Here is a 15,488-nt window from a genome sequence, read left to right as displayed (position 1 = left end):
GCATCGCCGATGGTAGTGTGGGGTCTCCCCATGTGAGAGTAGGTCATTGTCAGGCTTCTATTACAAAGCCCTGATCCTTCGCGGTCAGGGCTTTTTTTATTTATTTTAAACCGTGCGGGAATGCCAGAGCTGCGGCACTCGCTGTGTTTTCAAGCTGCTTTTATGCCTTGAAAGCTCCCTGAGTATTGGCAGGTTTTTTGACTGTAAATTGTGATGGCTGAACAAGCCTTGCTGCAACTTGTTGAAAATGTGTTGATCTAGGACATAGAGTTCTGGCTAAAGAATTTTTTTGGATGTCTTGGAGTGCTGCTGATCGGGGGCAGTGAAGAGCATTATAAAGTCGCGGTTGACTGAAGGCGCCTGAGCCCGTCAGCGAAACTGCTACAATGCTCTTTTCTACTGTGTGTCCCTATGATGAAACTCCCAGTTGTCGACAATGGGTTTATCGATGCCTGTGAATCCCGCCGCTGGCAGGACGAGTTGTCGGATCTGGTTACGGACCCTGCTGAATTAATACAGCTTTTACAACTGGACCCGGCTCAATTACCCCAGGCGCTAAGTGCTGGCCGGAAATTCCCCCTGCGGGTGCCGCGTGGCTTTATCCAGCGTATGCGTCGCGGAGACCCACATGACCCCCTGCTGTTGCAGGTGCTGCCCACAGCGGCGGAGCTGCGGTCGCCCCCCGGTTTTAGTGACGACCCTCTGCAGGAGGGACAGGTGAATCCCCAGCCGGGCATTGTGCACAAGTATCACGGGCGGCTGCTGCTGATTGCTGCCGGACAGTGTGCGGTGAATTGCCGCTACTGTTTTCGCCGGGCTTTTCCCTATGGGGACAACCACCTGGGCCGGCACCAATGGGCGGCGGCGCTGGAATATATCCATGCCCATACTGAGTTGCGCGAAGTGATCCTGAGCGGTGGCGACCCTCTGGTATTGAGTGATCGCCAACTGGCCTGGTTGTCCAGTGAGCTGGCGCAAACCCCCCACCTGAACACGCTGCGGGTGCACAGCCGCCTGCCAATAGTGACACCCAGCCGGATCACCGATGCCCTGCTGTCCTGGTTCACCGTTTCGCGCCTGAAACCGGTGCTGGTGTTGCATTGCAATCACGCCAATGAGATTGACGCTGCAGTGCGTGCAGCACTGGCGCGACTGCGAGATGCCGGGGTTGTCCTGCTCAATCAGGCAGTGCTGCTAAGGGGTGTGAACGACAGCTGTGAGGCCCAGGAGCAGCTCTGTGAAGCCCTGTTTGCGGCGGATGTACTGCCCTACTACCTGCACCAGCTGGACAGAGTCAGTGGCGCCGCCCATTTTGAGGTTTCCGATGAAGCAGCGCTGGCCATTATCGCGCAGCTGCGTCAACGCCTGCCGGGGTATCTGATGCCGAAACTGGTACGGGAAATACCCGGTGTTCGCGCCAAATCACCGCTGGAGGGCAGAGCGGGTGAGTGATACGGGAATAAACAGAAAACCGCGCTGCCTGAGCGGAGGGGAACCCAGGGAAAGTGCCGATTTGCGGGTGTATGATTTGGGCTGTCGGTATTTCCACCACGCCCAACCCAGTTACTTTTGTGCGCCCATCGTCTCTACGGAATCATTATTCACCCAAAGGCCCGGTCTGTCTGCCACAGCCTATTGCGGTCCTGTCCTTGAATGCTTGGTATCACTTGCTTGATACCATCCGCACGACAAGGGCAACGGCCGGCCCCGGACACAGCAACACCCTTTTGATCCAATAGCACCCACTCGCCGGTAGTGTTGCTGGCTGCTAAAAATGCAGGAGCCCGTTTTTTGGCAATAGAGGGATTTGTGTGACATGCGTCACGCCTGCCATTCAGATGTGTTCTTGTATGCCACCACCGTGGCCCCCTAAACTTACCGCTTGCAGTAGCGGTGCACTGCTTTGGGCAAATAGAGTAAATAATGAGTAGCAACGACACTATCCGACTTCTCCTGATACACGACACCCCATCAGAGGCCCAGCGCCTGGTGAGCATGCTGCACAATGCGGGCCGCCCCAACCGGGCCCAGCATGTCACCAGCGATGCGGTATTTACCCGGTTGCTACAGGACAAAACCTGGGACCTGATCATTGCGGCGGAGGGCAGCACCCAGGTCCCTCCGGCCTTGGCTCTGCGCACTATCAGCAAGCTGCAGAAGGATGTGCCCCTGATTATCCTGACCGAACGCAGTGGCTCTTTGCCGGTGGTGGAAGGGTTGAGGCTGGGCGCGCGGGATGTGGTGACTGTGGACGAAGACCAGCACCTGCTTCTGATTATCCAGCGCGAGTTACTTTCACTGGACAACCGCCGGCGGGCACGCCTGCACGACAGCCGCTACCATGCCACTTTGCGGCGTACCCGGGAATTGCTGGACAGTTCCAAGGATGCGTTTGCCTATGTATCCGATGGTTTGATTGTCTATGCCAACGATTCCTTTGCCGAGTACTTTGGCTATGCAAGCGGAGGTGATGCGGAGTACCAGCCCATCATCGATATGCTCGCGGAAAATGAAGGAGAAGAGGCGCGGCAATTTCTCAAACGCTGTGCCATTGACAATAACGAAGTCGAAGCGCGGGAGTGGCAATTTACTGCGAGAAGCGCGTCTGGCAGCGGTCCCTTGCCGGTTCGGGCCGAAGTGCTCAGCACAACCTATGATGAAGAGCGCTGTTTGCAGGTGCGTATTGCGGCGCGCAGGGCGGATACCGAACACCTGGAGGCCCAACTCAGCGATATCAAGAACCGCGACCCGCTCACAGGGCTGTTTAATCGCCAACACTTCCTGCATCTACTGGATTCTACTATCCAATCCGCTACGGACTCCCGCAGCACCGGTGGCCTGATGTTTATCCAGGTGACCCGCTTTGAGGAGGAAGTACAGAAAGTTGTGGGTGTGGCCGGCGCCGATGCCTTGCAAAAGGCGATGGCGGAACTGTTGCGCAGTTGCCAGCGCAGTGGCGACACGCTGGCGCGCTATAGTGATGACAGTTTCTGTCTGCTCACCCCAGACACCACGCCGGACAGTGCCGAGCAGCGTGCACGGGAGATGTTGAAAAAGATTTCAGATACCATTTTCGATGCTGCGGGCAAAACACTGCAGATTACCGTTTCCATTGGTATCTCCCTGTTGAGCGAGGCTTCCAGTGGTGCCCAGCAGGTACTGGAACAGGCACTGGTGGCGCACCGGCAGGCGCTTGGTGCAGACAGCGGAGAGGGCAGCTTTGCCCTGTATGAACCCAACACAGACAGTGGTGCCGATGTGGAAACCTACCACCGCGCGCGCGTGGTACAGGCTCTTGAAGTGGGTAACCTGAAGCTGCTTTACCAGCCTATCCTGAGCCTGCAGGGCACCGGAGAGCAGATGTATGAAGTGCTGGTGCGTATGCTCGACAACAAAGTGGAGCTGGCGCCATTGGCTTTCCTGCAGGAATTGGGCGATGCGGGTCTGTCGGCAAAAATGGACCGCTGGGTAATTCTCACCGCGATCAAGGCGGCTGCATTCCGTGTGGAGGGCAAAAATGTATCGCTGATGCTGCATATCACCACGGCCTCTCTACTGGACAACAGCCTGCCGGGGTGGCTGGCGGTGGCTTTTAAGGCGGCCAGGGTTTCGCCGGGCTCGGTGGTCTTCCAATTGCGCCAGGAGGACATTACCAGCAACCTGCATTCGGCACGGGAGTTTACCAACCGGGTACAGCAGCTTGGATGCCGGGTGGCGGTGTGTCACTTTGGTACCGGTCTGAACCCCTTTAAGGCCCTGGAGCATGTGAAGGTGGATATCGCCAAGATAGATCCCTCGTTTGTGCGCGAAGTACAGGATGAAGGAGAGAGCAGTGCGTCCTTGGCCGGGCTGGTACAGCGCCTGGGCGAACTGGATACCAAGGTAATAGTGCCCCATATCGAACAGGCCAGCATGTTGCCCACCCTGTGGCAGACAGGTACCGACTATATCCAGGGCTACTATGTACAGGCCCCGGCGGAGGAGATGCGTTTCGACTTCAACCTCGACTGACGCCAGCGCATCTGCACCCATGCAGACAACCGCGCAGCCTCACCGCAAGGCTGCGCGGTTTTCCCCTAACCCTTGTAGCGTGTGCGCAGGGCGGCGATGGCGTTCTGCGCCAGGGCACCGTAGCCCGGTGCTGGAGGTGGTGCGTCGCCGGGACCTGTACTCTCGCTCCAGGCACGCTGGATATGGTTGTAACCGGCTTTCTGCTTGTACATTCTGGCCAGGGTGGTGCTGTAGTTTTTACTCCTGACCGTGTTCACGTGATACCAGTGGGCCTTGGCGCGGGAATGGGAAATATCCATTAATAGGTAACCGCGCTGGGTAACGTCCACCCACTTCAGGTGCGGGATCAGTCCGTCCAGGGCAATTGCGGCCACATCCGTTAAGTGGGACTTGTCGAGGAAGCTGGAGGACACTCCGGGGGTCACAAACTCGCCGCCCAGTGCGCCGCGCCCGGTGAGGGGGCCGTACTCGAGAATACTGAAGGGGTTGCTGGCCAGATCCCAGGCCCAGGAGCTGTGGATATCCCCGGTAAGTACGACAAAGTTCTCGATATTGTTTTGGCTGATATGGTCAAACAGGCGACTGCGCGCGGCGGTATAGCCGTCCCACTGATCCATATTGATGGAGAAATCCCTGACCAGGGTGAGCTGCGCCATCATCACTTGCTGTCCCAGCACCCGCCAGCGCACGCCGTCGGACTGGGACCGGGTCAGGCCGCGGTACAACCACTCTTCCTGCCGCTGGCCGAGGAGACTGCGCGCCGGGTCGTTGGCACTGCTCTGGTCAAACCAGTTGGCCTGTTTGTCTCGCGCAGCGATGCGGGTATCCAGCATCATCAGGTCGACCAGATTGCCGAAACGAAATCCGCGGTAAATGGCCCTGTCACCAAAGCGATCCAGAATGCCATTGTCGCGGATGGGCATCCACTCAAAATAGACACGATTTGCCACAGAGCGACGATCAAACCAGTCGCCTTCGCCGCGCTCGGGATTATGATTTTCGGCGCCGCCGGCCCAGGCGTTATTGGTGGTCTCGTGGTCATCCCACACACAGATAAACGGATGCTGGCGGTGCACTTCCTGCAGGTCGGGGTCGGAACGGTACTGGGCATAGCGCTGGCGGTAGTCCTGTACAGTGACAATTTCTTTGGCTGGAATCGGCTCGCGCTCCAGCCCGGCATTGGTACCGAAGCCGCCGGGGCCGTACTCGTAGAGGTAGTCACCCAGGTGTAGGACCACATCCAGATCCGGTCGCAGAGCGATTTCCCGATAGACGTTGAAGTAGCCCATGGGGTAGTTGGAGCAACTGGTCACCGCGAAGCGCAGGCGATCCAGATGGCCAATGGGCAGGGTGCGGGTGCGGCCAATGGGCGAATCCATGCTGTTGGAGTAAAAACGGTAGTAGTAGGTGGTGCCCGGCTGCAGCCCGCTGGCGTCCACCTTGATGGTGTAGTCCGCTTCCGGGCCGGTGACGCCGCCGCCACTGTTGACGAGCAGGCGCATCTCCGGGTCCAGGGCGACCTGCCAACTGTAGGGCACCGTGGATTGAAAGAACGGATCACTGGACGGACTGATTCTGGTCCACAGGATCACGCGGTCCGTCAGTGGGTCGCCACTGGCAACGCCGTGTTGAAAAGGCTGGTGACCGGATCCGTACGCTTTCAAGAGGGGCAGTACTGCGAGGCCGGCGCCGGAAAATTGTAGAAACCGCCTCCGGGACAGGGACATGGGGTTCTCCTTTATAGGCTTGTTATGAAAGGGCCTACAGTCTGTGCCGGGAAAGTGAAGGCTGTGTTAACAGCGGGTCAGCCTTGTCCCGCAGGAGCGTGTTTAGTCGGAAATTTCGTCGAGAACTAGCGGAAATGAGACTTTCGTCTAATTTGATGGCCTTTGTAAGGAGATGAGGGGGGGGTGCGGTTGCCATCGGGGGGGAAATCTTGAGATACACCCTGCAGAGGCCTGAATGTATCGCACGAGTGCGCTCTCGGGTATCCTGTGCCCCAATGAAAACAGAACCTCTGGGAGTAGATCCATGTTGCCCCGCTTACTTTGCACCAGCCTGATTGTCGGCGGCCTCGCCGTAGCTGCTGGGTGCTCCAAGACAGAACCGTCCAAAGCTGAAGCCGAGAGCGCAAGCGCGCCGGTAAAAGCGGCCGCTGTGATAGAGAAGAAAAGGGTTGCTGACAAGGCGCCGGAATCCGGTGTGGATTACCACTCCTTCGCCAACAGCAACGACTACCAGGTGCAGCACCTGGATCTGGATTTGACCGTGGATTTTTCCCGCAAGGTCCTCGAAGGTGAAGCCAGGCTGGACTTCAAGCGCCTCAACGGCAAAAAGCCGCCGATGGTGCTCGATACCCGCGAGCTGGAAGTGCTTTCCGTCACTGCCAACGGCGCGCCGGTGCCCTTCTCCATGGGCGAGAAGGACAGCAACCTGGGCACCCCGCTGAATATTGAATTGCCCAAAGATGCCACCAGCGTGACGATCCGCTACCGCACAGCGCCGGGCGCTTCCGGGGTGCAGTGGCTGGAACCGCAGCAGACCGCCGGCAAGCAGCATCCGTTCCTGTTCACCCAGGCCCAGGCCATCCACGCGCGCAGCTTTATCCCGCTGCAGGACTCCCCCAAAGTACGCATCACCTACAACGCCACAGTGCGTACGCCGAAAGCACTGCGTGCGGTCATGAGCGCTAACAACGACCCGCAGGCAGCCAAAGACGGCGTCTACGAGTTTGAGATGCCCCAGCGCATACCCTCCTACCTGATCGCCCTGGCTGTGGGCGACCTGCAGTTCAAGCCCATGGGTGCGCGCACCGGTGTCTACGCCGAGCCCGCCCTGCTGGAATCTGCGGCGGCGGAGTTTGCCGATACCGAATCCATGCTGGAAGTGACCGAGAAGGCCTACGGTCCCTACCACTGGGATCGCTACGACCTGCTGATCCTGCCGCCCAGTTTCCCCTTCGGCGGCATGGAAAACCCGCGCCTGAGCTTTATCACCCCGACGGTGATCGCCGGCGACAAGAGCCTGGTGGCCCTGATTGCCCACGAACTGGCCCACTCCTGGTCTGGCAACCTGGTCACCAACGCCAGCTGGCGCGACCTGTGGTTGAATGAAGGTTTCACCACCTATCTCACCAACCGCATCATGCAGTTTGTGTACGGTGATGAGCGCTACCAGATGGAAATGGCCCTGGGTTACGACGACCTGCAGGCGGATCTGGCCGATAAAGAGCCCCGCGATGAGATTATGGCCATCGACCTGCGCGGCCGCGATCCCGATGAGGTCTTCTCTAACATCCCCTACGAGAAAGGCTCCCTGTTTCTGTACGAATTGGAACAGAAAGTGGGCCGCGAGGCGTTTGACCGCTTCCTGATGGAATACTTCAACCACTTCTCCTTCCAAAGCATCACCACCGAGGACTTTGTGCAGTACCTCGACGAGACCCTGCTCAAAGAGCATGGGGACAAGCTGGATCGCGCGCGTATTCATGAATGGATCTTCGAACCGGGTATTCCCGAAGGTGCGCCGCACCCGCAGTCCGATGCCTTCACCAAACTGGACCCGGTACGCCAGCAGTGGCTGGAGGGCAAGCTGGCGGCGAAGGATATCGACACCAGGGGCTGGACTTTCCACCAGTGGAAGTACTTTCTCGACGGTATACCGGAGAAACTGACCGATGCGCAGTTGAAGGCGCTGGACGGCGTCTTTGACCTGACGGAATCCCGCAACAACGAAGTGGCCTTCAGCTGGTTGATGATTGCCGTGCGCAATGACTACGAACCGGCGTTCGAACGCCTGGAGCACTTCCTCACCAGTATCGGGCGCAACAAGTTCCTGCGTCCGCTGTACCGCACAATGGTGGAAACGGGCAAACAGGATATGGCGGAGCGCATTTTTGAACAGGCCAAGGCAGGCTACCATCCGCTGTCGGTAAAAGTGAACAGCCAGGTAATTTACGGCAAAAAAGCGGATTGATTACGCTCTGTGCCAATGCCCGCGGCCCTGGCGGTGCCCCCGCCGCGGCCTTTTGCCCGGCCACCGGGCACGCGCGATGCCGGCCTGACCCGAGCGGTTCGCCCTTTTCTTTCTTCACTGCCTGGTCCTTAGAGAGCCGCTAGCGGATCGGTGTAAGGGCAGTGAGTGAGGTTCAAGATACCCACGATTGGGTCTTTTTCCAATGGTGATAAACAGCTGTAATCGCGTGTATAGCAAATTGGTGCAAAATAATAATTTACACGCCAATTTTCTGGCGCGAAAACCATTAATCTGCTATCAAAAGTGACGCGCTTTGCGTAATCTGCCGCTCGATAAATATCCATTCAGGCAAGGAGGTACGCATGTACAGGCGGCTTTTGTTGGTGGCTTTTCTCGGGCTGTTTTTAGTTGGCTGTAACCAGGATGCGCCGAATGCCTGTTCCGACAACAGCGAACAACGCTCGCTTCCGTTTCCCCACGCCATGCTCTGATTCTCCTTTGGGTGGTTGAAACCGCGTTCAAACCGGCAATCTATTGGGTTGCCGGATTAACTGGCGAGCTTTTCTATCTGCCGGTCATTCAGGCCGAACAAGTACAGCGCCGCATCCAGTCCAAACAGGTTAATGACTTGCGGTGCTTCCAGGCGCACTTTGGGCTTTGGATGAATGGCGATGCCCAGCGCGCCCAGGTGCAGCATCGGAATATCGTTGGCGCCATCGCCCATGGCAACCACGCTTTCAGGGCCCAGTTCCAGTTCTTGCGCCCTGGCCTGCAGCAGCGTCCGCTTGCGCAGGCCATCGACAATCGGCTCCACCACTTCACCGGTGAGTACACCGCCGGAAAATACCATTTCATTGGCGTGCACAAAATCCACCGGCAAGCGTTCTCTCTGCAGATAGTTGGCGAAGTAGGAAAAGCCCCCGGTGAGGATTGCCGTCTTGCAACCCAGTGCCCGCAGGCTGCTGAGCAGTTTATGGGCGCCTTTTTTCAGCGGTAGTTGCCGGGCAATTTCCGCCAGGCGCTGCTCGGAAAACCCCTTGAGCAAAGCCATGCGTCTTTTGAAGCTTTCGCAGAAATCCAGGTCTCCACTCATCGCGGCCTGGGTGATGGCGGCAACCTGATCGCCAACCCCGGCAATTTTGGCCAGTTCGTCGACCACTTCGGCGTCGATCAGGGTGGAGTCCATATCGAAGCCGGCGAGTGCCGGGACTTTTTGGCTGGCACCGGACTGCAAAACCAGGTCGGCGCCCAGGGTGTCGGCCATATGCATGCAGGCATTGCGGGCTGTGGATAACTCAATTTTGCCCTCAATCTGGAAGCGGATTACGGTGCGCGCCAAACTCTGCGAAAGGGTGTCTACCGCGGTAACGGTCCACTGCTGTTCAGCAAAGAACTGTAGCAATCGCTGTAATTGCGAGAGCCTGGGCGAGGCGGACAACAGCGTGATACACCAGGGAGTCCGAACCGCTGCGGGCACTTCGGCCATTGGGGAAAATGCACATCTGGCCATACCCGCGAAGGGTTCGCTGTGTGAATACTCAAGACCCAGGCGTGCATAGTGGCCCTCGAAAGTTAAGTAGCGCAGGGTGCAATCCAGGGGAGGCTGGGTAATTTGTGCCAATGGCAGGTGGAATTCTTGAGAGTTGGTGGAATTATTCATGACAGGGCGCCCCGGGATAAAAGAATTGGGTATCGGCGCATTATAGCTTTTGACACGATCTTCGCTAAAATCGCCGCCAGGTAATCCGAGATGGGGCCAATCGGGGAGAATACGCCCATGACAACGCGCCCCGCCTCAGGTACAGATGTTATCCATAGGCCCCTGGGGAGGGGCCTGTTTGCCGGGCCTATCACGGCCGTTGAAGGCATTTTCAGTGTCTCGTCACAGGCCCGTTCCAGCCTGTCCGCGTACCTGTAGCAACATTTTGCAGGTAATCAATGATCAGGCTGGAGCACACGGCTGACGGGCAGGGTAAACGAAAATAGGCAAGCAATACTTGCTGCACTTTATGTCGGTATCGATGATTTTTTTATTGCGAAAAGCGTCCGCCCGGGTTACTCAATTATCCCAGCAGGCCCGCCACCGCCTGCTGGCGGTGGCTGTATGGCTAACGCTGGCCATTTTTTGCAGCGCGGCCCTTGGGCACTACTATAGCCAGCGTTACTCCGCCGCTGTGGAAAGGGACGAAGATTCGGCGCGCGCCGCGGCTGGTTTTCTCGCCGGGCAGAGTCTCGAGCTGATTGTGGCCGGTGATCGTATCCGTATGCAGTTATTGGCGAGACAACTGTTGGCGTTACCCGCCATCAGTGGTATCGCTATTGAGGATGTGGAATCCAATACCCTGGCGGAAGTGGGTGACCTGAAACGCGGAGAGGCCATCCATGTGCCTGTGGTGCTGCACGACAGTATTGCTGGCAATGTCACTGTGACTCTGGTGCCGGGAGGCAACCTGGCTTTCCCCTGGGCCACCCTGCTGTTGATCCTGGTATTTGCCCTGCCGTTTAGTGCAGTGGCAGCACTGTTGATCGACGGCTTTTCCGCCCCGTACAGCCTGCCGGCGGAGAGGGCGCAGCCATCGCCGGATGCCCCTATAGAAAATGGAGACAGTGTGGGTCTGTACCTCCGCCCACTGAACTGGGCGCAATTGACCAACCAACTCAGCCGAAGCGCCCTGGAGGGAATACAGCGGGCGTTGGATGGTCGCATGGCGTTGCTGCGGCGTATCTATGATGCCCATCCATTGAGTTGCGCCGGGCCACAAGTTGGCCTGGGCTTTTCCGGTACCGATGCGGCGTTTCGCGCAGTCTGTTGTGGCCTGCTATTGCGGGAGATGCAAAGTATCAGCCGCACCACCGGCCTGAAACTGGCGCTGGCAGTGGCGCCCTGTGCGCCCGATTCACCAGACTTCTCCGCCGAACAGTTGCTAAACCAGTCGCGTGGGCTGTTCCTGCATCCGGAGCTGCTGGAGGACAACGCCCTGGCGGGGCGGATCGAGCATCACGGTGCTGGCTGGACTCTGGAAGTGACCGGCCTGACGCCCACCTACCAAAAGCTGCTCGACAACCAGCTGCAGCAGCTGCTGAGCGCCTGATCAATCCACTTCCTCACAGCTGTGGGTTAGTGACTCATTGCCCTTTTGCAGACATGTTTTGGTGTCTGCTTTACGTTTACGTTAACGTAAACTCTTGCTAGGCTTTGCCGTACCGAGAGGAAGTACTTATGAAAACCGACGCCAGCACCCCGGAACCCCTCAACTACAGCATCTCGGAGCTGGCGCGGGAATTCGATATCACCACCCGCACCATTCGTTTTTATGAGGACAAGGGTCTGCTCAAGCCGAAGCGCCGTGGTCAGACCCGTGTTTACAGTCCTGAAGAACGGGTGCGTCTGAAGCTGATTCTGCGCGGCAAGCGGCTGGGTTTCTCCCTGGATGAGAGTCGCGAGATTATCGATATGTACGACCCCGCCCACGGCAATCTGGAGCAATTGCAGCGCCTGTTGAAACACATTGCCCAAAAACGCACGCATCTGCACCAACAGTTGCGGGATATTGAGAGCCTGATGGGTGAACTGGACGAGGCAGAAGCCCGTGCAAAAGCGGCACTGGTGCAGAGCCGTGTAAAGGGGTCCCCCTGAACTGCCCGGTATTCACCCGGGGCTGGGTGGCCGTTGCGCACAAAAGCTGCTAGCGGCCATTTGAAGAAGTAGAGCAATTTAAAATTTTAGTGGAGCCACTATGAATACCTCCTACCCAACCCTGAACTTCGGCCTCGGTGAAGACATCGACATGCTCCGTGACATGGTCTACAAGTTCTGCCAGGCGGAGCTGGCCCCGCGCGCGGCGCAGATCGATGAAGACAACCTGTTCCCGGTGGACATGTGGAAGAAGTTCGGCGAGCTGGGCCTGCTGGGCATGACCGTGGAAGAGGAGTTCGGTGGCTCCAATATGGGTTACCTGGCCCACGCTGTGGCCATGGAGGAAATCTCCCGCGCGTCCGCCTCTGTGGGTTTGTCTTACGGTGCCCACTCCAACCTGTGTGTCAACCAGATTCGCAAGAACGGCACCCGCGCGCAGAAACTCAAGTACCTGCCCAAGCTGTGTTCCGGTGAACATGTGGGTGCGCTGGCCATGAGTGAGCCCAATTCCGGCTCCGACGTGGTGAGCCTGCAGTTGCGCGCTGAGCAGCGCGGTGACCGCTTTATCTTGAACGGCAATAAAATGTGGATCACCAACGGTCCCGATGCCGATACCTATGTGATCTATGCGCGCACCGAGCCGGGCATCAGTTCCGGTGGTATTACCGCGTTTATCGTCGAGCGCGGTGTTGCCGGTTTCTCCCAGGCGCAGAAACTCGACAAGCTGGGTATGCGCGGCTCCAACACCTGTGAACTGGTATTCGAAGACTGCGAAGTGCCGGAAGACAATATCCTCGGCGAACTGAACGGTGGCGTGCGCGTATTGATGAGTGGCCTCGACTACGAGCGCACCATTCTTTCCGGCGGTCCGGTAGGTATTATGCAGGCGTGCCTGGATGTAGTTGTGCCTTATATCCACGAGCGCAAGCAGTTCGGCAAGGCCATCGGTGAGTTCCAGCTGATGCAGGGCAAGATTGCGGATATGTACGCCGACCTGAATGCCAGCCGCTCTTATCTTTACACCGTGGCCCGCGCATGTGATCGCGGTGAGGATTCGCGCAAGGACGCCGCTGCGGTAATCCTGTTTACTGCAGAGCGCGCAACACAGATGGCCCTGCAGGCTATCCAGACCCTGGGTGGCAATGGTTACATCAACGAGTACGCCACCGGTCGCCTGTTGCGCGATGCCAAACTCTACGAAATCGGTGCGGGCACTTCGGAAGTGCGCCGAATGCTGATCGGTCGCGAGCTGTTTAAAGAGACCCGTTAAGGTTGGGCGTCTCTTCTCGCCGCCGGTGCCTGCCGGTGGCAGCTGTCTCCAGTCGGGCACCGCGGCATAGGCCGCGCCCTGTGGAGGTCTTTTCTCCGGGAAAGTGAATCAGATTTTATGAATCAGTTGCAGAGTAAAATAAACACGCGCGATGCCGCCTTTAGTGACAACCGCGAGCAGATGCAGGCGCTGGTGGCGGACCTGCGTGACAAAGTGGAAGCTGTCGCCCAGGGCGGTGGTGAGCGCGCGCGGGAAAAACACCTGGCGCGGGGCAAATTATTACCGCGGGACCGCATCGATGCGCTGCTCGATCCGGGCAGCCCATTTCTGGAGTTCTCCCAACTGGCCGCGCACGATGTGTACGGTGAGGAGGTTCCCGCGGCGGGCATTATTACCGGCATTGGCACCGTATCCGGCCAACCCTGTGTGATCGTCGCCAACGATGCCACGGTAAAAGGCGGCACCTACTATCCGCTCACGGTAAAAAAACATCTGCGCGCACAGACGATTGCCGAGCAGAACAACCTGCCGTGTATTTACCTGGTGGACTCCGGCGGTGCCAACCTGCCGCGCCAGGATGACGTTTTCCCGGATCGTGAACATTTCGGCCGGATCTTTTTCAACCAGGCCAATTTGTCTGCACAGAATATTCCGCAGATCGCGGTGGTCATGGGTAGCTGTACTGCCGGCGGTGCCTATGTACCGGCCATGGCAGACGAATCCATTATGGTGAAAGAGCAGGCCACCATCTTCCTGGCGGGCCCGCCCCTGGTAAAAGCGGCCACTGGTGAAGAAGTTTCTGCCGAGGAACTCGGCGGTGCCGAAGTGCATTGCCGCACCTCCGGGGTGTCCGATCACTACGCCAATAACGATGTGCATGCTCTGCAGTTGGCGCGTCGCTCAGTGGCGCGTCTGAATCGTATCAAGAACCCGGATCTGGATATCCAAATGCCGGTGGAGCCGATTTATCCGCCGGAAGATATTTACGGTGTGGTGCCGAAAGATTCGCGTCAGCCATTTGATGTGCGTGAGATTATCGCGCGGGTGGTGGACGGTTCTGAATTCGATGAATTTAAAGCGTTGTACGGCACCACCCTGGTCACGGGGTTTGCCCGTATCAATGGTTACCCGGCGGGCATCGTCGCCAACAACGGCATCCTGTTTGCGGAGAGTGCGCAGAAGGGCGCGCACTTTATTGAGTTGTGCGCGCAGCGCAAGATTCCGCTGGTGTTCCTGCAAAATATCACCGGTTTTATGGTGGGCAAACAGTACGAGGCGGGCGGCATTGCCAAGCACGGCGCCAAGATGGTGACAGCCGTGGCCACCGCCAAGGTGCCGAAAATCACCCTCCTGATCGGCGGCTCTTTCGGTGCCGGTAACTACGGCATGTGTGGCCGCGCCTATGACCCCAACTTTTTGTTTATGTGGCCCAACGCGCGTATCTCCGTGATGGGCGGTGAGCAGGCGGCCGGCGTGCTGGCACAGGTGAAGCGCGACCAGATGGCAGCGCGGGGTGAATCCTGGAGTGAAGAGGAAGAGCGCCAGTTTAAACAGCCGATTGTGGATAACTACGAGCACCAGGGGCACCCCTACTACGCCTCCGCGCGCCTGTGGGATGACGGCGTTATCGACCCGGCGGATACCCGCCGCGTGCTCGGCCTGTGCCTGGCGGCGGCCACCCATAAGGCGCCGCAAGAGACCCGATTCGGCGTGTTCCGCATGTAACCAAACCGTGGTTTGCGGCGGGGGTGATAGAACGCCACGGCGCAAAAGAGACGCCCCATTCGAGGAATGACAATGAGCGATAAATTGCTGTGCGAAGTGGATAGCGAGGGTGTGGCCACGGTCACCCTGAACCGCCCGGAAATCCACAACGCTTTTGACGATGCACTGATCCATGCCTTGGCTCACACTTTTGACACACTGGCGCAAAACCCCGCAGTGCGCGTGCTGGTACTGGCCTCCAATGGCAAGAGCTTTTCCGCCGGCGCCGACCTCAACTGGATGAAGCGCATGGCGACTTATTCGGAAGAGGAAAACCGCCGCGACGCCGCTGCGCTCGCCGCCATGCTGTACAAGCTCGACACCTTCCCCGCGCCCACCATCGCGCGGGTACAGGGCGCCGCTTTCGGCGGTGCCGTGGGCCTGGTGAGTTGCTGCGATATGGCCGTGGCCACTGAGCGCGCCAGCTTCTGCCTTTCTGAAGTCAAAATTGGACTGCTGCCCGCCACTATCAGCCCCTATGTCATCAATGCTATCGGCACCCGCCATGCGCGCCGTTACTTTGTCACAGCGGAGCGTTTCTCCGCTGTGCGCGCCGAGCAGATCGGATTGGTGTCTGAAGTCTGCGCCGAGGGCGAGCTGGATCTGCATGTGCAGCAACTGGTGAACGCCATTGCCGATAACGGCCCCAAGGCGGTCGCCATGGCCAAGCAACTGGCCATGTCTATGTCCAACCGGGTAATAAACAATGAGCTGCAGGGGCAGACCAGTGCACTCATCGCCGCGGTGCGCGTATCGCCGGAAGGGCAGGAAGGGTTGAGTGCGTTTTTGGAAAAGCGTGCACCCAGTTGGATGCATGGTAGCGAAGGGTAA

Annotated in this window: 11 protein-coding genes; 8 read left to right on the top strand and 3 right to left on the bottom strand. The window is 58.2% G+C overall.

What is annotated here, in order from left to right:
• The first annotated feature begins 411 nt into the window (after positions 1-411).
• Both epmB and Q1A48_RS16845 read left to right on the top strand, forming a co-directional pair.
• Complete coding sequence (gene epmB, locus Q1A48_RS16850) at positions 412-1,452, top strand: EF-P beta-lysylation protein EpmB (protein ID WP_299947259.1); 1,041 nt, start codon at positions 412-414, stop codon at positions 1,450-1,452.
• A gap of 471 nt (positions 1,453-1,923) precedes the next feature.
• Positions 1,924-4,011, top strand: a complete 2,088-nt coding sequence (locus tag Q1A48_RS16845; protein ID WP_299947257.1) for an EAL domain-containing protein — start codon at positions 1,924-1,926, stop codon at positions 4,009-4,011.
• A 65-nt stretch (positions 4,012-4,076) separates the two neighbouring features.
• Here the strand turns inward: Q1A48_RS16845 and Q1A48_RS16840 are convergent, their stop codons facing one another.
• Positions 4,077-5,738, bottom strand: coding sequence for an alkaline phosphatase D family protein (locus Q1A48_RS16840; protein WP_299947255.1), 1,662 nt, complete (start codon positions 5,736-5,738; stop codon positions 4,077-4,079).
• 304 nt (positions 5,739-6,042) lie between these two features.
• On the opposite strand from Q1A48_RS16840, the gene Q1A48_RS16835 reads away from it, so the two are divergent.
• Positions 6,043-7,986, top strand: coding sequence for a M1 family metallopeptidase (locus Q1A48_RS16835; RefSeq protein ID WP_299947253.1), 1,944 nt, complete (start codon positions 6,043-6,045; stop codon positions 7,984-7,986).
• Positions 7,987-8,272: 286 nt separating this feature from the next.
• Here Q1A48_RS16835 and Q1A48_RS16830 read toward each other — a convergent pair whose 3' ends face one another.
• Both Q1A48_RS16830 and serB read right to left on the bottom strand, forming a co-directional pair.
• Positions 8,273-8,470, bottom strand: a complete 198-nt coding sequence (locus tag Q1A48_RS16830) for a hypothetical protein (protein ID WP_299947251.1) — start codon at positions 8,468-8,470, stop codon at positions 8,273-8,275.
• 63 nt (positions 8,471-8,533) lie between these two features.
• Positions 8,534-9,646 carry a phosphoserine phosphatase SerB gene (gene serB / locus Q1A48_RS16825; RefSeq protein WP_299947248.1) on the bottom strand — a complete coding sequence of 371 codons (1,113 nt, stop codon included), beginning with the start codon at positions 9,644-9,646 and terminating at the stop codon, positions 8,534-8,536.
• Positions 9,647-10,019: 373 nt separating this feature from the next.
• On the opposite strand from serB, the gene Q1A48_RS16820 reads away from it, so the two are divergent.
• The 5 genes from Q1A48_RS16820 to Q1A48_RS16800 all read left to right on the top strand — a co-directional run bounded on the left by Q1A48_RS16820 (position 10,020) and on the right by Q1A48_RS16800 (position 15,488).
• Positions 10,020-11,078 (top strand): hypothetical protein, encoded by a 1,059-nt coding sequence (locus Q1A48_RS16820; protein ID WP_299947245.1) that lies wholly within the window; start codon positions 10,020-10,022, stop codon positions 11,076-11,078.
• A gap of 128 nt (positions 11,079-11,206) precedes the next feature.
• Positions 11,207-11,623 (top strand): MerR family DNA-binding transcriptional regulator, encoded by a 417-nt coding sequence (locus tag Q1A48_RS16815; RefSeq protein ID WP_299947243.1) that lies wholly within the window; start codon positions 11,207-11,209, stop codon positions 11,621-11,623.
• Between the two features lie 100 nt (positions 11,624-11,723).
• Positions 11,724-12,893 carry an isovaleryl-CoA dehydrogenase gene (locus tag Q1A48_RS16810; RefSeq protein ID WP_299947240.1) on the top strand — a complete coding sequence of 390 codons (1,170 nt, stop codon included), beginning with the start codon at positions 11,724-11,726 and terminating at the stop codon, positions 12,891-12,893.
• A 117-nt stretch (positions 12,894-13,010) separates the two neighbouring features.
• A complete protein-coding gene (locus tag Q1A48_RS16805; protein ID WP_299947237.1) occupies positions 13,011-14,618 on the top strand; it encodes a carboxyl transferase domain-containing protein in 1,608 nt (535 codons plus the stop codon).
• A 72-nt stretch (positions 14,619-14,690) separates the two neighbouring features.
• Positions 14,691-15,488, top strand: a complete 798-nt coding sequence (locus Q1A48_RS16800) for an enoyl-CoA hydratase/isomerase family protein (RefSeq protein ID WP_299947234.1) — start codon at positions 14,691-14,693, stop codon at positions 15,486-15,488.

This window comes from uncultured Microbulbifer sp. (genome assembly GCF_947489355.1).
Taxonomy (GTDB): domain Bacteria; phylum Pseudomonadota; class Gammaproteobacteria; order Pseudomonadales; family Cellvibrionaceae; genus Microbulbifer.
Note: the sequence above shows the minus strand (reverse complement) of the source record. Positions and strands in the feature narration are given on the sequence as shown.

What these genes read in the sequence shown, in the direction of transcription:
- Q1A48_RS16805 (WP_299947237.1), top strand. Translation starts at nt 13,011, where the DNA reads ATGAATCAGTTGCAGAGTAAAATAAACACGCGCGATGCCGCCTTTAGT.
- Q1A48_RS16840 (WP_299947255.1), bottom strand. Translation starts at nt 5,738, where the DNA reads ATGTCCCTGTCCCGGAGGCGGTTTCTACAATTTTCCGGCGCCGGCCTC.
- Q1A48_RS16815 (WP_299947243.1), top strand. Translation starts at nt 11,207, where the DNA reads ATGAAAACCGACGCCAGCACCCCGGAACCCCTCAACTACAGCATCTCG.
- serB (WP_299947248.1), bottom strand. Translation starts at nt 9,646, where the DNA reads ATGAATAATTCCACCAACTCTCAAGAATTCCACCTGCCATTGGCACAA.
- Q1A48_RS16835 (WP_299947253.1), top strand. Translation starts at nt 6,043, where the DNA reads ATGTTGCCCCGCTTACTTTGCACCAGCCTGATTGTCGGCGGCCTCGCC.
- Q1A48_RS16810 (WP_299947240.1), top strand. Translation starts at nt 11,724, where the DNA reads ATGAATACCTCCTACCCAACCCTGAACTTCGGCCTCGGTGAAGACATC.
- Q1A48_RS16845 (WP_299947257.1), top strand. Translation starts at nt 1,924, where the DNA reads ATGAGTAGCAACGACACTATCCGACTTCTCCTGATACACGACACCCCA.
- Q1A48_RS16830 (WP_299947251.1), bottom strand. Translation starts at nt 8,470, where the DNA reads ATGGCGTGGGGAAACGGAAGCGAGCGTTGTTCGCTGTTGTCGGAACAG.
- epmB (WP_299947259.1), top strand. Translation starts at nt 412, where the DNA reads ATGATGAAACTCCCAGTTGTCGACAATGGGTTTATCGATGCCTGTGAA.
- Q1A48_RS16800 (WP_299947234.1), top strand. Translation starts at nt 14,691, where the DNA reads ATGAGCGATAAATTGCTGTGCGAAGTGGATAGCGAGGGTGTGGCCACG.